The 19,890-nt window shown below is 60.8% G+C and carries 12 protein-coding genes and 1 pseudogene; 8 read left to right on the top strand and 5 right to left on the bottom strand.

Annotated features, from left to right (window positions below; all coding sequences use genetic code 11):
• Nucleotides 1–343 precede the first annotated feature (343 nt).
• Nucleotides 344–1,582: an MFS transporter gene (locus AC4PR2_RS14820; protein WP_126180087.1), complete on the bottom strand. Its 1,239-nt coding sequence runs from the start codon at nt 1,580–1,582 to the stop codon at nt 344–346.
• Between the two features lie 178 nt (nt 1,583–1,760).
• On the opposite strand from AC4PR2_RS14820, the gene AC4PR2_RS14815 reads away from it, so the two are divergent.
• The 5 genes and pseudogenes from AC4PR2_RS14815 (at nt 1,761) to AC4PR2_RS14795 (ending at nt 11,924) form a co-directional block, all read left to right on the top strand.
• Nucleotides 1,761–2,087 (top strand): YqcC family protein, encoded by a 327-nt coding sequence (locus tag AC4PR2_RS14815; protein ID WP_033638567.1) that lies wholly within the window; start codon nt 1,761–1,763, stop codon nt 2,085–2,087.
• Between the two features lie 143 nt (nt 2,088–2,230).
• Entirely contained in the window at nt 2,231–8,209 is a 5,979-nt protein-coding gene (locus AC4PR2_RS14810; RefSeq protein WP_492175266.1) for an alpha-2-macroglobulin, read from the top strand.
• Between the two features lie 49 nt (nt 8,210–8,258).
• A pseudogene (gene pbpC / locus AC4PR2_RS14805) lies at nt 8,259–10,607 on the top strand (penicillin-binding protein 1C).
• 60 nt (nt 10,608–10,667) lie between these two features.
• Nucleotides 10,668–11,438, top strand: a complete 771-nt coding sequence (gene truC, locus AC4PR2_RS14800) for a tRNA pseudouridine(65) synthase TruC (protein ID WP_033654120.1) — start codon at nt 10,668–10,670, stop codon at nt 11,436–11,438.
• Nucleotides 11,439–11,471: 33 nt separating this feature from the next.
• Nucleotides 11,472–11,924: a flavodoxin gene (locus AC4PR2_RS14795; protein ID WP_033654121.1), complete on the top strand. Its 453-nt coding sequence runs from the start codon at nt 11,472–11,474 to the stop codon at nt 11,922–11,924.
• 57 nt (nt 11,925–11,981) lie between these two features.
• Here the strand turns inward: AC4PR2_RS14795 and AC4PR2_RS14790 are convergent, their stop codons facing one another.
• From AC4PR2_RS14790 to map, 4 genes are all read right to left on the bottom strand, one after another.
• The gene (locus AC4PR2_RS14790; RefSeq protein ID WP_004931929.1) at nt 11,982–12,371 is read right to left on the bottom strand and encodes a DUF3461 family protein; all 390 of its coding nucleotides are present in this window, start codon (nt 12,369–12,371) and stop codon (nt 11,982–11,984) included.
• A 129-nt stretch (nt 12,372–12,500) separates the two neighbouring features.
• Nucleotides 12,501–13,325, bottom strand: coding sequence for a 2,3,4,5-tetrahydropyridine-2,6-dicarboxylate N-succinyltransferase (dapD, locus tag AC4PR2_RS14785; RefSeq protein ID WP_004931932.1), 825 nt, complete (start codon nt 13,323–13,325; stop codon nt 12,501–12,503).
• Nucleotides 13,326–13,367: 42 nt separating this feature from the next.
• Nucleotides 13,368–16,031 carry a bifunctional uridylyltransferase/uridylyl-removing protein GlnD gene (glnD, locus tag AC4PR2_RS14780; protein ID WP_443013533.1) on the bottom strand — a complete coding sequence of 888 codons (2,664 nt, stop codon included), beginning with the start codon at nt 16,029–16,031 and terminating at the stop codon, nt 13,368–13,370.
• A 73-nt stretch (nt 16,032–16,104) separates the two neighbouring features.
• Complete coding sequence (gene map, locus AC4PR2_RS14775; protein WP_004931936.1) at nt 16,105–16,899, bottom strand: type I methionyl aminopeptidase; 795 nt, start codon at nt 16,897–16,899, stop codon at nt 16,105–16,107.
• A 345-nt stretch (nt 16,900–17,244) separates the two neighbouring features.
• Between map and rpsB the strand changes: the two genes are divergently transcribed.
• The 3 genes from rpsB (at nt 17,245) to pyrH (ending at nt 19,825) form a co-directional block, all read left to right on the top strand.
• Entirely contained in the window at nt 17,245–17,970 is a 726-nt protein-coding gene (rpsB, locus tag AC4PR2_RS14770; RefSeq protein ID WP_016929891.1) for a 30S ribosomal protein S2, read from the top strand.
• Nucleotides 17,971–18,099: 129 nt separating this feature from the next.
• Entirely contained in the window at nt 18,100–18,951 is an 852-nt protein-coding gene (tsf, locus tag AC4PR2_RS14765; protein WP_033635739.1) for a translation elongation factor Ts, read from the top strand.
• A 148-nt stretch (nt 18,952–19,099) separates the two neighbouring features.
• Nucleotides 19,100–19,825, top strand: coding sequence for a UMP kinase (gene pyrH / locus AC4PR2_RS14760; protein WP_004931940.1), 726 nt, complete (start codon nt 19,100–19,102; stop codon nt 19,823–19,825).
• Nucleotides 19,826–19,890: the final 65 nt, after the last annotated feature.

The raw sequence follows: 19,890 nt of genomic DNA, 5'->3' as shown, positions 1-19,890 counted from the left end.
AGAAGAAAGGGATGCGCTCAGGCAAGAGCGAAGGATGGCGTCAGGAGATGCCCAGGATGTTTCAGGATAGAAACCAGGGACACCTCCAGGACGGAGATTGAGAGCCGGCACAGGACTGTCGGCGGGTCAGGAAGGCTGAGGAACCGCGTCAGGACGATGCTGCAGGATGATGCAAGGACCACTTGGTCAGGATGGCCGCAGGAAAAGTTTTCAAGGATTGAGCAGGGAGCACGCTGTGTAGCGGGATAGCTATAAAACGAACCGGGGGCACTGTTAACGCAGTGCCCCCAACTTTTTGTTTTATCCCGCTGCGCGTGCGCCCCGCCTTAATCCCTCTTCAGCGTTAACCAATCGCGCCCAGCGTATCGCCTGCGCCCTGTTTTTTCGGCAGCAGGAACAGCGTGGCGTAGATATCCAGCAGGTAAATTGCCGCCAGCAGGCTGATGGCCGCGGTAAACGACACCTGCGTCACCAGCGCACCGATCACCAATGGCCCCAGGCCGCCGACGCCGCGCCCCAGATTGAACAGGATGTTCTGCGCGGTGGCGCGCGCCTGCACCGGATAGGTATCGGAAATCAACGCGCCGTAGCCGCCGATCATGCCGTTGACGAACATGCCCATCACGGCGCCGGCGAACAGCATCAGCGTCGGGTCGCTCAACTGGGCGTAACCGATCACCATCACCACGGCGCCAATCTGATAAAGCACGAAGATCTTCCAGCGGGCGAAGCGGTCGGCCAGCATGCCAAACAGCCAGATGCCGAACGTCATGCCGACCACCGTCACCGCCGTCCACAGGCCGGATTTGGTGAGCGAGAAGCCAAAGTTTTTCGCCAGGTAAGTCGGCATCCAGATCATCAGGCCGTAGTAACCGAAGTTCTGCACCGAACAGAGAATGAAGATGCCGATGCTGGCCCTGCTGGTGGCGCGATCCTTAAACAGCAGGCGCAAACGCTGCAGGAAGGAGAGCGGTTGCCCGGCATCTTTCTGCCGCACGAATGCTTCCGGTTCGCCCAGGGTACGGCGGATCAGGAATGACGCCAGCGCCGGCAGCAGGCCGACCAAAAACATGCCGCGCCAGCTGATGTGTTCCAGCAGCAGCGGCGTCAGGAAGGCGGCCGCCAGCACGCCCAATTGCCAGCCCATGCCGACGTAAGCCGAAGCGCGGTTGCGCTTCTCCGCCGGCCAGGCTTCGGCGATCAGCGCCATGCCGATGCCGAATTCGCCGCCCAGTCCGATGCCCGCCAGGGTGCGATAGGCCAGCAGATCCCAATACCCTTGCGCCACGGCACACAGGCCGGTGAACAGGGAAAACATCAGGATGGTGATCGTGAGCACCCGGATACGGCCGAAACGATCGCTGAGGTGGCCGAAAATCACGCCGCCCAGCACCGCGCCGATCAGCGTCCAGGTGACCAGTGAACCGGCGGCCGATGAGGTTAATCCCAATTCGATGCTGATGGCCGGCAGCATAAAGCCGAGGATCAGCAGGTCAAACCCGTCCATGGCATAACCGGTGACCGAAGCCAGCATGGCCTTACCGGGCGTCGCGTGGTTTTTTTTCTCTGTTATTACGGACATGAATCTTTATCTGTGTGGTGAATTCGGTGGGCCTATTGTGCCGCGCGGCGGCGAACGCCACCAGATAAAAACGGTGAGCTGTCTCAGGCGCGCCGAATTTGGGCTATAAAAATGCTATGCTTTGCCGCCTTTCAGCCAGCGCGCTGAATACCATGATGACAAGAGATCGGGAATGCAGATGAGTATACATAACCAGGTGCGCCGCAGTTTGCAGGCGATTGAACAATCCATGCGCGATCTGGCGCTGTGGCAGGCCGCGCCGCCTGATCATGAGGCTTTCTCCAGCACCGAGCCGTTCTGCATCGATAGCATGTCGGCCGAAGCCTGGCTGCAGTGGGTGTTCTTGCCGCGCATGTATGCGTTGCTGGATGCCGAAGCGCCGCTGCCGACGCGCTTCGCCATCACGCCTTATTTCGAAGAGGCGTTGAAAGATCGTGAACCGAGCAGCCTGCCGCTGCTGGTGCTGCTGCAACAGCTGGATTTGATGTTGAATAAAGAGCCGTAATTCGCCGGCGGCGCGCAGATTTTTGCCGCCCGGCAGTGTAGAGTACTCGCGCGGATGCCGGGCAGGAGAGCCGACGGCGTCTTTCGGCTCGGTTGAACCGCGGCGGTTGACCGGGGGCTGCATTAGGATGATGAGGTGCTGCAATAAAGGATTTATTAAGGTTTATCCTGCGTTTGCCTTTTACCCTGGTTAAGGGCGTTTGTCGCCTGCTGGGTGGGGCGTTGTCGCTGTTGGGGCGGTTGCTGAGACCGCTGGTCGGCAACCTCAGCTGGCGTGCGCCGGCCTGGTGGGCTGCGCTGCCGCGCGGTTTCTTGCGGCTCGAAAGCGGCGTGGATAAACACCCGAAAGCGATCGGTTTAGGCCTGTTGCTGTTGGCTGGCGCCGCAGGCGGCGCATTTTACGGCTGGCACTGGTGGCAAAACCGGCCTCAGCCTATCGAACCTGCACCGATGGTGGTTCAGGAGGTCAGCGCATCGCTTGCCAACCCCGAGCCAATAGATTACGCCGCCGCCCGGCAGGTGCCGCAAACGGTGAGCCTGACCTTCAGCGGGTCGGTCGCGCCGATCGCCGCAGTGGGTAAAACCGTGAGCGCCGGCATCACTCTGAAACCGACGGCGGAAGGGCAGTGGGCATGGAGCAATGAGTCGACGCTGCTGTTCACGCCGAAAAAGCCGCTGCCGATGGGCGCGAAGTATGACGTGACCCTTGAGCCCGCCACCCTGCTGGCACCGCAGATCAAACTGGCCAAAACCCGCTATGCCTTCACCGTGCCCGCGTTCGATTACCGCCTGGGGCAGGCCGAGTATTACCGCGATCCGCAAGATGCGCAGAAACGCAGCGCGATTTTCAATCTGAAGTTCAACGCGCCGGTCGACGTCGCCAGCTTTGAAAAACAGATTTCGCTGGGGTTGAAAGAAGGCAGCACTTCCTCCGAGAAAAAGTTGAACTTCTCTCTGGTCTATGACGAGAAAAAACTGAACGCCTGGGTGCATTCCGAGCCGCTGCAGGCGCTGGATCAGGGCGGCGCTGTGCATCTGACCGTCGGCAAGGGCGTCAAATCGACGGCGGCCGGCAATGCGGTCGAAGAGGCGAAAAGCAACTGGGTTAAAGTCCCGACGCTGTACAGTCTGGCGCTAAGCGACGCCAGTGCCCAGGTCGTGGATACCGACGGCGGCCAAGGGCAGCGTGCGCTGGTGGTCGGCTTCAGCGATGCGGTGAAGGATAAAGAGCTGGCGCGGGCCACCAAAGCCTGGCTGCTGCCGCAGCACGATCCGAACGATGCCGAGGCCGCCAACGATGCCGAAGATTTCTATCAATGGACGGTCGACAGCGTTGGTAAAAACGTGCTGGCGCAGGCGACGGCATTGCCATTGACGCTTAACGAGGCGGAAGAGGCCTACCAGCCGCAGTTCAGCTTCCGCTTTGAAGCTCCGGCGCACCGCTTCGTGCTGATCGAGATAGACAACCAGCTGGTCTCCGTCGGCGGTTACAAAATGCCGAAGAAGGTTTATCGGGTGGTCGAAGTGCCGGAGTTCCCGAAATCGCTGCAGTTCATGTCCGCAGGCTCGCTGCTGTCGGTCAACGGCGACAAACAGATCAGCGTGGCGGCGCGCAACGTGGCGGGCCTGCGGCTGGACATCAAGCGGGTGATCCCGAGCCAGCTGCAGCACATCGTCTCCTTCAAAAGCCGGGAATATTCGTCCACGGAATTCAACCGGCTCAACGATGAGTATTTCACCGAGCATTTCAAATACCAGACGGCGCTCAATAACGAGCGGCCGGGGGAAGTGAACTATCAGGGCATCGACCTCTCCCGTTATCTCTCCACCAACGCCAGTTCCCATCGCGGGGTGTTCCTGCTGACGCTGTCTGAATGGCAGCCGAACCGGAAACCGGCGGCGGAAGAGGCGGGTGCCGAGCCAGAACAGGAACCGGACGAGAGCACCGGAGATGATCAGCCCGACGTTGGCGATTCGCGCTTTGTGGTGGTGACCGATCTGGGCATCGTCGCCAAGAGCTCGCAGGATAAGACGCGCGACGTCTTCGTGCAGTCGATTCAAAGCGGCGCGCCGGTCAGCGGCGCCAACGTGTCGGTAGTGGCCAAAAACGGCGTGACGCTGCTCAGCCAAACCACCGGGGCCGACGGCCACGTGCGTTTCCCGGCGCTCGACGTGTACACCAACGAGCGCCAGCCGGTGATGTTCCTGGTGGAAAAGGAAGGGGATGTCTCCTTCCTGCCGACCGGCAGCTATAACGATCGCGGGCTGGACTTCTCGCGCTTCGACGTCGCCGGTGAACAAACGCCGACCGATCCGCGCACGCTCGGCAGCTATCTGTTCTCCGATCGCGGCGTTTATCGACCGGGGGATACTTTCAATATTGGCCTGATCACCCGCGCCGCCGACTGGCGCGTTGGCCTGGCCGGCGTGCCGGTGCGCGCCGAAGTCCGCGATCCGCGCGACAAGCTGATGACCACCGTGCCGCTGACGCTGGGCGCCAGCGGTTTCAACGAGCTGAGCTATACCACCGATGAAAACTCGCCCACCGGCGAGTGGAACGTCTATCTGTATCTGATCGGCAAAAACAACGATACCTCCACGCTGCTCGGCCATACCGCGGTCAATGTGAAGGAGTTCGAGCCAGATCAGCTGAAAGTGAAGCTGGCGCTGACGCCGAATCGCCAGCAAGGCTGGGTCAAACCGTCCGAGCTGAAGGCCAGCATCGATGTGCAGAACCTGTTCGGTACCCCGGCGCAGGATCGCCGCGTGACCACCAGGCTGACGCTGCGGCCGATGTATCCGAGCTTCGATCGCTTCCCGGATTATGCGTTCTATGAAAACCGGCAAAACAGCGATGGGTTCGAAACCGAGCTGGAAGATCGCACCACCGATGAGCATGGTGTGGCCGATATTCCGCTCGATCTGAAATCCTATGCCGACGCGACCTATCAGCTGCAGCTGCTGTCGGAGGCGTTCGTCGCCGGCGGCGGGCGCTCGGTGGCGGCTACCGCCCGCACGCTGGTTTCGCCTTACGATTACCTGATTGGGGTGAAGGCGGACGGCGATCTGGGCTACATCAACCGCGACGCGGAGCGGCATCTGAACGTGATCGCCATCGATCCGAATCTGCAGCAGATCGCCATGCCGAACCTGAAGCAGGTGTTGATCGAGCAGAAATACATCTCGGTGCTGACCAAACAGGATTCGGGCGTTTACAAATACCAGTCGAAGATGAAGGAAGTGCAGCTGTCGGAACAGCCGCTGGCGCTGAGCGAGCAGGGCGCGGATCTGCGGCTGGCGACCGATAAGCCGGGCGACTTCGTGCTGGTGATTGAAGATGCGCAGGGCAAAACGCTCAACCGCGTCGCCTACAGCGTGGCCGGCAACGCCAACCTGAGCCGTTCGCTGGATCGCAACGCCGAACTGAAGCTGAAACTGAACCAGGCGGAATATCAGCCGGGCGAGGAGATCGAGGTGGCGATCAACGCGCCTTATACCGGTAGCGGCTTGATCACCATCGAGAAGGACAAGGTTTACGCCTGGCAGTGGTTCCACACCGATACCACCAGCTCGGTGCAGAAGATCCGCGTGCCGGCCGGCATGGAGGGCAACGGCTACATCAATGTGCAGTTCGTGCGCGACATCAACTCCAGTGAAATCTTCATGAGCCCGCTGAGCTATGGCGTGATGCCGTTCAAGATCAGCACCCAGGCGCGGCAAAACAGCCTCGAGGTGACGGCGCCGGAGGTCATCAAGCCGGGCCAAAATCTGACGATGACGGTCAAGACCGATGCGCCGCAGCAGGTGGCGCTGTTTGCCGTCGATGAGGGCATTCTGCAGGTGGCGCGCTACCGCCTGAAGGATCCGCTGGAGTTCTTCTTCAGCAAGCGTGAACTGAACGTGAGCAGCTCGCAGATCCTCGACCTGATCCTGCCGGAGTTCAGCAAGCTGATGGCGCTGACCGCGGCGCCGGGCGGCGACGCGGGCGAAGGGCTGGATCTCAACCTCAACCCGTTCAAGCGCAAACGCGACAAGCCGGTGGCCTATTGGTCCGGCATTACCGAGGTCAGCGGCGAGAAGCAGTTCGTCTACCCGGTGCCGGACTACTTTAACGGCAAGATCCGCGTGATGGCGATTTCGGTGACGCCGGAGAAAATCGGCAAGGCGCAAACCGCCGCCACGGTGCGCGACAACTTCATCATGACGCCGAACGTGCCGGCGATGGTGGCGCCGGGCGACGAGTTCGACGTCAGCGTGGGCGTCAGCAACAACCTCGAAGGGTTGAACGGCCAGTCGGTGGCCATCAACGTTCTGTTGACGCCGCCGCCGCAGTTGGAGGTGGTGGGCAACGCGACGCAAAGCCTGACGCTGGCGGAAAAACGCGAGGGTGTGATCACTTTCCGTCTGCGCGCCAAATCCGCGCTGGGCGATGCACCGCTGGTGTTCGACGCCCGTTACGGCGACCAGGCCAGCCGCCGCACCGTCAGCACCTCGGTGCGGCCGGCGGCGCCGTACCGCACCCAGTCGGTGATGGGGCGCATGAGCGGCAGCAGCCAGAACGTCGATGGCCTGCGCCAGATGTTCGACGCTTTCGCGCAGCGCCGGGCGGCGGTGTCGAATTCGCCGCTGGTGCTGACCAGCGGGCTGGCGCAATACCTGGCGGATTACCCGTATTACTGTTCCGAGCAGATCGTTAGCCGCTCCATTCCGCTGATGCTGCAGAGCCGCCACCCAGAGATGAAAAGCAGCCTGAGCCAGGCGGAAGTCAGCAAGCAGCTGCGCAACCTGCTTGGCGTGCTGCGCGCGCGCCAGAACGACAGCGGGGCGATCGGCGCCTGGCGTTCGTCGCCGGATGCCGATCCTTTCGTCACGCCTTATGTGGTGCAGTATCTGCTCGAAGCCAAAGCGGCGGGCTACGCCCTGCCGGAAGGCATGCTGGACGAGGCCAACGGCGCATTGCGCGAGCTGGCGGCCAGCGGATTCGACGATCTGTATCTGCTGCGCCTGCGCAGCTGGGCGGTTTACCTGCTGACGCTGCAGGGCGAAGTGACCACCAACTCGCTGGCGGCGGTGCAGGATACGCTGCAAAAACGCTATGGCGAAGGGTGGAAAACCGATCTGAGTGCGCTGTATCTGGCTTCTTCTTACCGCTTGTTGAAGATGGACGACGAAGCCGCCGCGTTGCTGCAACCGAGCTGGCAGCAGCTGAGCAAGGCGTATGACAGTGCCTGGTGGACGCAGAATTATTTCGATCCGCTGGTGCAGGATGCGACTCGGCTGTATCTGATTACCCGTCACTTCCCGGAGAAGGTGGCGTCGATCCCGCCGCAGGTGCTGGAGAATATGGTCAAGGCGCTGAAAGAAGAGCGTTACACCACCTACTCTTCCGCGATGAGCATTCTGGCGCTGGAAAGCTATTCGGCCCAGGTGGCGGCGCAATCCGCCAATGCGGATGCCTTGGGCATCGTGCAGGTAGGCAAAGCCGGCGGCGAGCCGCAGCGCATCAGTGAGCTGCAGGGGTTGTTCGTGCAGGGGCAGTTCAACGCCGATGCTACCGCTGTGCGCTTCACCAACGGCGGCAATGCGCCGGCCTGGTATGTGGTGACGCAGGCCGGTTACGACCTGAATGCGCCGCAAAAAGCGCTGTCGCGCGGGATTGAGATCGTTCGCGATTACACCGACGAACAGGGCAAACCGGTGACGCAGGTGACGCTGGGGCAGAAGATCAACGTCCATCTGAAGGTGCGCGCCAACTCGAAAGAGGGGCAGAGCAACCTGGCGATCGTCGATCTGCTGCCGGGCGGGTTCGAAGTGGTGCAGCAGACGCCGCCGGAACCGGCCGACGCTGGCGAGGAGAGCGAAGACCGCGGCGGTTGGCAGTCGCCGCTGGCCGCTACCGGCTCCACCTGGGCGCCGGATTACAGCGATATCCGTGAAGATCGGGTGATTATCTACGGCAGCGCCGGCACCGAGGTGCAGGAGTTCGTCTACCAGATCAAGGCCACCAATACCGGCAGCTTTATTATTCCACCGGCCTATGGCGAAGCCATGTACGACCGTGAAGTACAGGCGATGTCGGCCGGCGGTGGCAAGCTGGTGGTGGTGCCGGCGGGCAACGACTAGGCCGGATCCGGTGCCAGGCCAGCGTCTGGCGCCGGGGCGGTGAGAACGTATGAAGATCCTGACCGGGCGCGTGCTGCAAAACGGCTTGATGGCGGCGTTTTTATTGGCGCTGCTGTTGACCGCGATTCGGCTGTGGCCGCATCCGCCCCTGTGGCAGGGGCTGCCGCAGTCTTCCGTCTATTACGACAGGCACGGCGCGCTGCTGCGTATCACGTTGGCCAACGACGACCGCTACCGGCTGTGGACCCCGCTGGAGCAGGTGTCGCCGCTGGCGGTGCGTGGGCTGCTGCTGCACGAAGACCGCTGGTTCTACTACAACCCCGGCTTTAACCCCGTTAGCCTGATGCGTGGCTTCTGGCGCAGCTATGTCGCCGGCGGCAAAATGCAGGGCGGGTCGACCATCAGCATGCAGCTGGCGCGCATGCGCTGGCATCTCAACACCCGCACGCCGGGCGGCAAGCTGCTGCAGGTGCTGCGCGCGGTGTAGCTGGAGCTCAGCTACTCCAAGCACGATATCCTGGAAGCCTACCTGAATTACGCCCCTTACGGCCGCAACATCGAAAGCATCGGCGCTGCCAGCCTGATCTATTTCGCCAAGTCGCCGAAGGATTTGACCCTGCCGGAGGCGCTGACGCTGGCGGTGCTGCCGCAGTCGCCCAGCTACCGTCTGGAGCCGAAAACCGGCGTGCTCGGCGCTGCATTGACGCAGGCGCGCAACCGTCTGTTCCAGCGCTGGCAGCGGGTTTACCCCACCGACGCCAGCCAGCAAACGCTGTTCCGCCTGCCGCTGGCGCTGCGACAGCCTGAGCAAGTGCCCTATATCGCGCCGCACTTTATCGAGCAGTTACGGCTGCAGACGCAGCAACTGATGCAGCGCGATACGCGCGTCGATACCACGCTGGACGCCGGGTTGCAGCGGCTGGTCGAGCGGCAGGTCAACGCGTTTATCGCCCGCAACCGCAGCCGCGGCATCCAAAACGCCGCGGTGCTGCTGGTGGACAGCCGCGATATGGGGGTGCGTGCGCTGGTGGGATCGGCGGACTATTACAATCGGCCGATCCAGGGGCAGGTAAACGGTACCAACGCCAAGCGCTCGCCGGGTTCGACGCTGAAGCCGTTTATCTACGCGCTGGGCATGGAGCAGGGCGTGCTGCATCCGATGACCATCCTGAAAGACGTGCCTTCGTCGTTCGGCGCCTATGCGCCGGAAAATTTTGACCGGCGCTTTCTCGGCCCGGTGACCGCCACCGATGCGCTGAATTTCAGCCGCAACATCCCGGCAGTGTATGTCGCCTCGCAGCTGCGCCAGCCGACCTTTTATCAGTTTTTGCGTCTGACCGGCGTGGCCAATATGGCCAACGAGAGCCACTACGGGTTGTCGCTGGTGCTGGGCGGCGGCGAGGTGACGGCGCAGGAATTGGCGAAGCTGTATGCGCTGCTGGCGAACCGCGGCGAGCTGCGGCCGCTGCGCATGCAGCTGAACGAGGCCGAATCGACGCCGGTTCGGCTGTTGAGCGAGGAGGCCAGTTTCATCACGCTGGATATGCTGCGCCAGCACCGGCGGCCGGGCGATACGCTGGCACAGCGTTCTTCTTCGCTGCCGGTGTACTGGAAGACCGGCACCTCGTGGGGCTTTCGCGACGCCTGGAGCGTCGGGATTTTCGGCCCTTACGTGCTGGTGGTGTGGGAGGGCAATTTCGACGGGCGCGGCAACAATGCGTTGGTCGGCGCCGAGGCGGCAGCGCCGCTGTTCTTCAACATCATCGACAGCGTCAACGCCAGCTATCCTGGCCTGCGTGAACCGAAGCACCCGTTCCCCCAACGGCTGCGGCGGGTGGAGATCTGTCTCGCCAGCGGCGATCTGCCCACGCCATGGTGCCAGCAGAAGGGCAAGACCTGGTTCATTCCCGGCAAGTCGCCGATCAAGGTCGACAGCGTTTACCGGCCGGTGGTGCTGGATATTCACAGCGGCGAGGTCGTCTGCCCGCCGTATGACGCGGCGCAGACCCGCACCGAAATCTTTGAGTTCTGGCCTTCCGATTTGGCCAACGTGTTCGCCCAGGCCGGGCTGCCGAAACGGGCGCCACCGGTCAATCGCTGCAAGGACAACGGCGTCGCCGTCGGCGGCAACGCGCCGCGCATCACTTCGCCGCTGAAAAACACCACCTATACCCTGCGCCAGTCGCAGCAGGGGCGAGATAAAATAGCCTTCAACGCGGTGACGGACGCCGACAGCAAGACGGTGTACTGGTTCGTCGACGATATCTATCTCGGCAGCAGCGCCAGTAAAAAGCCGATCGACTGGCGGCCGATCAACAACGGGCGCTACCGTATTCGGGCGGTGGACGATCGCGGCCGCGCCGATACGCGCCTGGTGACCATCGAATGGGTGAACTAGCGCTGAGCCGCACGCCTGTTATACTCGCGCCCGAAACGGCTATTTACCTGGGAAAGCGATGTGATTGAGATTTTGTATCAGGATGAACACCTGGTGGCGGTGAACAAGCCGTCGGGCTGGTTGGTGCACCGCAGTTGGCTGGACCGTCATGAAACTCGCTTTATGATGCAGACGGTGCGCGATCAGCTCGGGCAGCACGTCTTTACCGTGCACCGTCTCGATCGCCCGACTTCCGGGGTGCTGCTGATGGCGCTCTCCAGCGAGGTGGCGCGCCTGCTCTCGCAGCAGTTCGAGCAGCATCAGGTGCAGAAAACCTACCATGCGGTGGTGCGCGGCTATGTGCAGGAGGGGGCGACCCTCGACTACCCGCTGACGGCGGAGCTGGACAAAATCGCCGATAAACATGCCGATGCCGATAAGGGACCGCAGCCGGCGGTGACGCACTACCGGCCGCTGGCGCAGGTAGAGATGCCGGTGGCCGTCGGCCGCTACGACAGCGCGCGCTACAGCCTGGTGGAGCTGCAGCCGGAAACCGGCCGCAAGCACCAGCTGCGGCGCCACATGGCGCATCTTCGCCATCCGATCATCGGTGACAGCAAGCACGGCGATCTGCGGCAGAACCGCGGTATGGCGCAGCATTTCGGCTGCCCGCGTCTGATGCTGCACGCCAGTCATCTGCAGCTGACGCACCCGGTGACCGGCGAGCCGCTGCGGGTGACGGCGCGCTGGGACGAAGACTGGCAAGGGGTGATGGCGCAGTTCGGCTGGGCGGGGGTATTCCCTGAACTTGCCGGGGTTGAGTTTAGCGCGGCTAACGGTCAGGATAGCTGACAATTTTTAAAGGTAATGAAGGGAGTAGGAGCCATGGCTCAGGTTGGTATCTTCGTGGGAACGGTCTACGGCAATTCGCTGCTGGTGGCGGAAGAGGCGCAAAACATCCTCAGCGAGCAGGGCCATGAGGTCAAACTGTTCGAAGAGGGCACGCTGGAGGCCTGGCAGTTTTATCGTCAGCACTACGCGCTGGTGATCACCTCCACCACCGGGCAGGGCGATCTGCCGGACAGCATCGCGCCGCTGTTCCACGCCATTCGCGATCAGGTCGGCTACCAGCCGGAGCTGCGCTATGGGCTGATCGCCCTCGGCGACAGCAGCTATGACAACTTCTGCGGCGCCGGGCGCGCGTTCGACGCGCTGCTGCAAGAGCAGGGCGCCACCCGTGTGAGCGAAGTGCTGGAGATCGATGCGATGGAACAGCCGGAGCCGGAAGTGGCCGCCTGCCCGTGGGTCGAGCAGTGGGGCACGCTGCTGCAATCGTAAAGTAAAAAGGCGCCGCGAAAGGGCGCCTTGGCGATGATGCGGGTCAACCGATCCGCATTATTTGCCGCGGGTGAGTTTTTCCAGATCGGCTTCGATCTCGGCAATCTTGTGCGACACCACGCCTTCAAGATGGCGCAGGTCGTCGAGGATTTTACGCTTCAGATCCACTTCCACCTGATCGCGCTGGCACAGCTGATCCAGTTCGTCGATCACGTAGCGCAGGTTCGGGTTGATCTCGTGAATTTCCTTGTAGCCCTGGCCGGCGTTGTCCGCCACCACGGTTTTACGCTGGCGCGGGTACTTGAACTTCACGCTCTTGGCGAAGAACTCGCCCTTGTCCTTGCGGAAATAGATCTTGAGGATGTCGTTGTTGGCCTCTTGACGCAGGCTATAGCGATCGACGTCTTCCGGTTGATTGATGCCCAAACTCTTCAAGTTATCGTACATACTGCGCCCTCTTTAGATGTGATCGTTATATTCCACGACTGCAATTATGGCGGAAAGCGAGATCTGCGACTGTGACTGCCAGCGAAACGCAGACAAAAAAATAGCGGGTGAATCACCCGCTATTTCAATTTAGTCGATAGTGCGCAATAACTCATTAATGCCGACTTTACCGCGTGTTTTGGCGTCGACTTTCTTGACGATCACCGCGCAGTACAGGCTGTAAGAACCGTCTTTCGACGGCAGGTTACCTGAAACCACCACCGAACCCGCCGGTACGCGGCCGTAATGGATTTCGCCGGTCTCGCGGTCATAGATACGGGTGCTCTGGCCAAGGTATACGCCCATCGAAATCACCGAGCCTTCTTCCACGATCACGCCTTCCACCACTTCGGAGCGCGCGCCGATGAAGCAGTTGTCTTCGATGATGGTTGGGTTGGCCTGCAGCGGCTCCAGTACGCCACCGATGCCGACGCCGCCGGACAGGTGAACGTTTTTGCCGATCTGCGCGCAAGAACCGACGGTGGCCCAGGTGTCGACCATGGTGCCTTCGTCGACGTAGGCGCCGATGTTAACGTAAGACGGCATCAGCACGGTGTTACGCGCGATGAACGCGCCCTGGCGCACGGTGGCCGGCGGCACGACGCGGAAACCTTCCTTCTGGAAGCGCGCTTCGTCGTAGTCGGCGAACTTCATCGGCACCTTGTCGTAGTAGCGGGTTTCCGCGCCGTCCATCACCTTGTTGTCGTTGATGCGGAAAGAGAGCAGCACGGCTTTCTTCAGCCACTGATGGGTGACCCATTGACCGTCGATCTTCTCGGCGACGCGCAGGGCGCCGCTGTCCAACAGGCCGATCACCTGGTTTACCGCTTCGCGCGTTACGGTGTCTACGTTCGCCGGGGTGATGTCCGCACGGCGCTCGAAGGCGCTTTCAATAACGTTCTGTAATTGCTGCATGCTGTTCTCTTTCCTGATGTTGTCGGTAAAAAGTTACTTGTATCACATTTTATCGTTTGGGGTGAGGGCCTCTGTCAACCGTTGCTCCAACTTTCTGCGCGTTTCCTGATCGAGCGCGCGTCGCTCGCCGTCGGCCAGGATAAACAAGTCCTCGACCCGCTCGCCGATGGTGGTAATGCGCGCGCCGTGCAGCGACAGCCCCAGGTCGGCGAACACTTCGCCCACCCGCGCCAGCAGGCCGGGCTGGTCAAGTGCGATCAGCTCCAGGTAGCTGCGGCGATCGGTGTGGGTCGGCAGGAAGGTCACCTCGGTCGGCACGCTGAAATGACGCAGCTTGGAAGAAGGCCGGCGCACGCGCGGCGGCTGGTACTCCCGCTGGGTGATGGCCTGCAGCAAGGCCTGGCGGATCGCCGCGTGGCGATCCTGCGCCAGCGGGCTGCCGTCCGGCTCCAGCACGATAAAGGTGTCCATCGCCATGCCGTCGCGGTTGGTGAAGATCTGCGCGTCGTGCACGCTCAGGTTGCGGCGATCCATCTCGCCGGCGACGGCGGCGAACAGGTAGGGGCGATCCGGGCTCCAGATAAAGATCTCGGTGCCGCCGCGCGTCGCCTGCCGGCTGACCAGCACCAGCGGCTGGGTGGAGTCGTGGGCCAGCAGGTGACGGGCGTGCCAGGCCAGCTGATTCGGCGAGTGGCGCAGGAAATAATCGGCGCGGCAGCGGCTCCAGATGCGGTGCAGCGCCTCTTCGTCGATGTTGTCCATGCGCAGCAGCGCCAGCGCCTGCAGGCGGTGATGGCGCACGCGTTCGCGCAGATCCGGGCTGTTCTGCATGCCGCGGCGTAGCTGCTTCTCGGTGGCGAAGTACAGCTCGCGCAACAGGCTCTGCTTCCAGCTGTTCCACAGGGTTTCGTTGGTGGCGCAGATATCCGCCACCGTCAGGCACACCAGGTAACGCAGGCGGGTTTCGCTCTGCACTTCGCTGCTGAACTGCTGGATCACCGTCGGATCCTGGATATCGCGGCGCTGCGCGGTGACCGACATCAGCAGGTGCCAGCGAACCAGCCAGGCCACCAGTTGGGTTTCGCGCGAGTTAAGGCCGTGCAGTTCGGCGAACTCCACCACGTCTTCCGCGCCGAGGATCGAGTGATCGCCGCCGCGCCCTTTGGCGATATCGTGGAACAGCGCCGCTAACAGTAATAATTCCGGGTGCGGCAGGCGAGGGTACAGCTCTACGCACAGCGGATGGCGTGGCCGGGTTTGCGCATCGGCGAAGCTCTCCAGCTTTTGCAGCACGCGGATGGTGTGTTCATCGACGGTATAGGCGTGGAACAGGTCGAACTGCATCTGGCCGACGATCTTGCCCCACTGCGGCATATAGGCCCACAGCACGCTGTGACGGTGCATCGGCACCAGCGCGCGCGAGACCGCGCCGGGATGGCGCAGAATGGCCATAAACAGATCGCGCGCTTCCGGAATGGTGCACAGCGGCTGTTTCAGATGGCGGCGTGCGTGGCGCAGCTGGCGCACGGTGGTGGAATAAATGCCCTTGATCTCGCGGTTGCGCACCATCAGGTAGAACATGCGCATGATGGCCTGCGGCTCGCGGATAAACAGCGTCTCGTCGCGCAGATCGATCAGATCGCCGCGCAGCTGGAAATCGTCGTTCAGCGGGCGCGGCTTCTCGGTGGCGTCCAGCGCCAGGATGGCTTCGTCGAACAGCTGCAGCAGCATGTGGTTCAGCTCGCTGACGCGCCGCGTCATGCGGTAGAAGTCTTTCATCATGCGTTCGACCGGCTCGTTGCCTTCGCCTTCATAGCGCAGCAGCTGCGCCACGCTGAGCTGGCGATCGAACAGCAGGCGGTTGTCGTAACGCGGCAGCACCAGATGCAATGCGAAACGGATGCGCCACAGGAAGCTCTGGCACTCGTTCAGCTCGTTGCGCTCGGCCTGGGTGAGGAAACCGAAGCCGACCATTTCGTCCAGCGAGGTGGCGCCGAAGTGGCGCCGCGCCACCCACAGCAGGGTGTGGATGTCGCGCAGGCCGCCAGGGCTGCTTTTGATATCCGGCTCCAGGTTATAGCTGGTGCCGTGGTAGCGCTGGTGGCGCTCCTGCTGTTCGTTGACCTTGGCGTGGAAAAACTGCGGCGAGGGCCAGAAGCCGTCGCTGAAGATATGTTTTTGCATCTGCAGGAACAGCGCGACGTCGCCGCAGATCATGCGCGATTCGATCAGGTTGGTGGCCACGGTCAGATCCGCCAATCCCTCCAGCAGACATTCTTCCAGGGTGCGCACGCTGTGGCCCACTTCCAGCTTGAGATCCCACAGCAGGGTGATGAATTCGCCGACCTGCTGCGACTGTTGTTCCGTCAGCCGGCGCTGGCTGAGCACCAGCACGTCGATGTCCGACAGCGGGTGCAACTCGCCGCGGCCGTAGCCGCCGACCGCCACCAGCGCAGTTTCCGGGATATCTTCGAAGCCGTAGAAGGTCCACAGCCGGCGCAGCAGGCGATCGATGAAGTCGCTGCGCGCCGCCACCAGGCTTTCGGCGCTGGCACCGGCGTCGAACGCTGCCGCCAGCCACAGCTGGAACTGCTCCAGCCGCTGTTTCAGCACCGGACAGGTGAGCTCGTCGTTGCCGTAGGTGCTGGGGGAGGCGGGCGGCATCGGCACGGCCGGGGCCGCTTGTTGAAGGAGATTGTCAGACATAGTGCGCAGCCCATAAAAAAGGCCGGCAAAAGCCGGCCTGGTGATATTCTGCACGCGGCGTTCGCCGCGGTGCTTACATCTCGTGCGTAATGATGTTGGGGATGGTGTCATCCTTGCGCAACGTCATTATCTCGCAGCCGTTATCAGTGACCACAATAGTATGCTCATACTGCGCCGACAAGCTGCGATCTTTGGTTTTTACCGTCCAGCCGTCTTTCATGGTGCGGATGCGGTAATCACCGGCGTTGACCATCGGTTCGATGGTGAAGGCCATGCCCGCCTGCAGGACCACGCCGCCGTCATCGGCATCATAGTGCAGCACCTGCGGCTCTTCGTGGAACACTTCGCCGATGCCGTGGCCGCAGTACTCGCGCACCACGGAGAACTTCTCGGCCTCGACGAATTGCTGGATAGCCTTGCCCAGGGTGCGCAGGCGGATGCCCGGCTTGACCATCTTCAGCGCCAGATACAGGCTTTCCTGAGTGACGCGGCACAGGCGCTCGCCCAGAATGGTCGGTTTGCCGACGATGAACATCTTCGAGGTGTCGCCGTGGAAACCGTCTTTAATTACGGTCACGTCGATGTTGACGATGTCGCCGTCCTTCAGCGTTTTGTCATCGCTCGGGATGCCGTGGCACACCACTTCGTTCACCGAGATGCACACGGATTTCGGGAAGCCGTGGTAGCCGAGGCAGGCGGAAATGGCCTGCTGCTCGTTGGTGATGTACTCGTGACAGATACGGTCCAGTTCGCCGGTGGTCACGCCAGGTTTGACGTGCGGCTCGATGATTTCCAGCACTTCGGCGGCCAGGCGGCCGGCCACGCGCATTTTTTGGATGTCATCAGGTGTTTTAATTGAGATTGCCATGAAATTCGTCCGCAGGTGTCGTTATCGTCGACAATAAGAAGCAGTGACTTATGGTATCAGCCCGGCCGGAGGCTGCCAAATTTCATTTCCCGATGCCCGGCGTAAAGCAACAAAAGTTGGTGTCTGCAGCGGGTTTATGGTATAAAGCGCGCCGGCGATCCGCGACTTGGTTCTTGTGACCTGGTAGGAATTGGCCGAAAATACTTTAACTGCACTCATTTTGTGTAAATAACACACACGTATCGGCACATCCGCCGGGGTGCCCTGAGGTGACTTGTCGCCGCCAGGGTCGGCGTTATGGGATACGTGGAGGCATAACCCCAATTAATCTATAGAGGTTTAATCATGGCAACTGTTTCCATGCGCGACATGCTCAAGGCTGGTGTTCACTTCGGTCACCAGACCCGTTACTGGAACCCGAAAATGAAGCCTTTCATCTTCGGCGCTCGTAACAAGGTTCACATCATCAACCTGGAGCAGACTGTACCAATGTTCAACGCCGCTCTGGCTGAACTGAGCAAGATCTCTTCCCGTAAAGGCAAGATCCTGTTCGTTGGTACCAAGCGCGCAGCAAGCGAAGCGGTAAAAGACGCTGCTAACAGCTGTGACCAGTTCTTCGTGAACCACCGCTGGTTGGGCGGCATGCTGACTAACTGGAAAACCGTTCGTCAGTCCATCAAGCGTTTGAAAGATCTGGAAATCCAGTCTCAAGACGGCACCCTGGACAAGCTGACCAAGAAAGAAGCGCTGATGCGCACTCGTGAACTGGCCAAGCTGGAAAACTCCCTGGGCGGTATCAAAGATATGGGCGGTCTGCCAGACGCACTGTTCGTTATCGATGCCGATCACGAGCACATCGCGATCAAAGAAGCCAACAACCTGGGTATCCCGGTATTCTCTATCGTTGATACCAACTCCAACCCAGACGGCGTTGACTTCATCATCCCTGGTAACGACGACGCAATCCGTGCAGTAAACCTGTACCTGACTGCCGTTGCTGCCGCTGTGCGTGAAGGTCGTTCTCAAGATCTGGCCGTTCAGGCGGAAGAAGGCTTCGTAGAAGCTGAATAATAAGGCAAGCTCGTCACTGAGCCCTTATTAACCAGGTATTGACATATGTTGGTTAGGGGGGCCTGTAAAGGCCCCCTTTGCTTATCTGAATGAGAACTGTCTCCACGCGAGATAACCGAGGAAAAATAAATGGCTGATATTACCGCTGCCCTGGTAAAAGAACTGCGCGAGCGTACCGGCGCTGGCATGATGGATTGCAAGAAGGCGCTGGTTGAATCCAACGGCGACATCGAACTGGCAATCGAAAACATGCGTAAGTCCGGTGCGATCAAAGCCGCTAAAAAAGCAGGCAACGTGGCTGCTGACGGCGTGATCAAAACCAAGATCGAAGGCAACTACGGCATCATTCTGGAAGTTAACTGCCAGACTGACTTCGTAGCAAAAGACGCCGGTTTCCAGGCGTTCGCCGACAAAGTGCTGGATGCCGCTATGGCCGGCAAAATCACTGACGTTGACGTGCTGAAAGCACAGTTCGAAGAAGAGCGCGTAGCGCTGGTGGCAAAAATCGGCGAAAACATCAACATTCGTCGCGTTGCTTCCCTGGAAGGCGAAGTGCTGGGCAGCTATCTGCACGGCGCGCGTATCGGCGTACTGGTTGCGGCTAAAGGCGCTGACGAAGAGCTGGTTAAGCAAATCGCAATGCACATTGCGGCAAGCAAGCCAGAGTTCGTGAAGCCAGAAGACGTGTCTGCTGAAGTGGTAGAAAAAGAGTACCAGGTTCAGCTGGACATCGCCATGCAGTCCGGCAAGCCGAAAGAAATCGCAGAGAAAATGGTTGAAGGCCGCATGAAGAAATTCACCGGCGAAGTTTCTCTGACCGGTCAGCCTTTCGTTATGGATCCGAGCAAATCCGTTGCTCAGGTGCTGAAAGAGCACAACGCTGACGTGACCAACTTCATTCGCTTCGAAGTGGGCGAAGGCATCGAGAAAGTCGAAACCGACTTCGCTGCTGAAGTTGCCGCGATGAGCAAACAGTCTTAATGACTGTCGATGGAACCGCCGTCTGGCGGTTCCATACTATCCAGCCAGAATTACACCGGTGGCAGGCCCTGCAGCGTGATTCTCACCTCAGGCGCGTTTCATCGGCTGAAATCCCCAATACTAATACTGCTTCTTAGGACAGAACACCATGGCAACCAATGCAAAACCCGTATATCAGCGTATTCTGCTTAAACTGAGTGGCGAAGCCCTGCAAGGTGCAGAAGGTTTTGGTATCGACGCCAGCGTTTTGGATCGCATGGCTCAGGAAGTGAAAGAGCTGGTCGAACTGGGAATTCAGGTCGGTGTAGTTATTGGCGGCGGGAACCTGTTCCGCGGCGCGGGCCTGGCGCAAGCCGGCATGAACCGCGTAGTGGGCGACCACATGGGAATGCTGGCTACCGTGATGAACGGCCTGGCTATGCGTGATGCACTGCACCGTGCCTATGTGAACGCCCGCCTGATGTCGGCGATCCCGCTGAACGGCGTATGTGACAATTACAGCTGGGCAGAGGCTATCAGCCTGCTGCGCAACAACCGCGTGGTGATCTTCTCCGCCGGTACCGGCAACCCGTTCTTCACCACCGATTCCGCCGCTTGTCTGCGCGGTATCGAGATCGAAGCGGACGTGGTGCTGAAAGCCACCAAAGTGGATGGCGTATACTCCGCCGATCCGGTGAAAAACCCGGATGCGACGCTGTATGAACAATTAACCTATCAGGACGTGCTGGAGCGCGAGCTGAAAGTGATGGATCTGGCGGCGTTTACGCTGGCCCGCGATCACGGCTTGCCGATCCGCGTGTTCAACATGAACAAGCCTGGCGCGCTGCGCCGCGTGGTGATGGGTGAGAACGAAGGTACGCTGATCAGCAAATAAGGCTGTTCACACCCCTTTTTCGGTGCGCGTGACGCCAGGCGCCGCGCGCTCTCCGAGTACGATTA

It is taken from the genome of Serratia sp. A07 (assembly GCF_058725505.1).
Note: the sequence above shows the minus strand (reverse complement) of the source record. Positions and strands in the feature narration are given on the sequence as shown.

Coding starts and splice junctions, on each gene's coding strand:
- AC4PR2_RS14820 (WP_126180087.1), bottom strand. CDS start 1,582: ATGTCCGTAATAACAGAGAAAAAAAACCACGCGACGCCCGGTAAGGCC.
- AC4PR2_RS14815 (WP_033638567.1), top strand. CDS start 1,761: ATGAGTATACATAACCAGGTGCGCCGCAGTTTGCAGGCGATTGAACAA.
- AC4PR2_RS14795 (WP_033654121.1), top strand. CDS start 11,472: ATGGCTCAGGTTGGTATCTTCGTGGGAACGGTCTACGGCAATTCGCTG.
- AC4PR2_RS14790 (WP_004931929.1), bottom strand. CDS start 12,371: ATGTACGATAACTTGAAGAGTTTGGGCATCAATCAACCGGAAGACGTC.
- dapD (WP_004931932.1), bottom strand. CDS start 13,325: ATGCAGCAATTACAGAACGTTATTGAAAGCGCCTTCGAGCGCCGTGCG.
- glnD (WP_443013533.1), bottom strand. CDS start 16,031: ATGTCTGACAATCTCCTTCAACAAGCGGCCCCGGCCGTGCCGATGCCG.
- map (WP_004931936.1), bottom strand. CDS start 16,899: ATGGCAATCTCAATTAAAACACCTGATGACATCCAAAAAATGCGCGTG.
- rpsB (WP_016929891.1), top strand. CDS start 17,245: ATGGCAACTGTTTCCATGCGCGACATGCTCAAGGCTGGTGTTCACTTC.
- tsf (WP_033635739.1), top strand. CDS start 18,100: ATGGCTGATATTACCGCTGCCCTGGTAAAAGAACTGCGCGAGCGTACC.
- pyrH (WP_004931940.1), top strand. CDS start 19,100: ATGGCAACCAATGCAAAACCCGTATATCAGCGTATTCTGCTTAAACTG.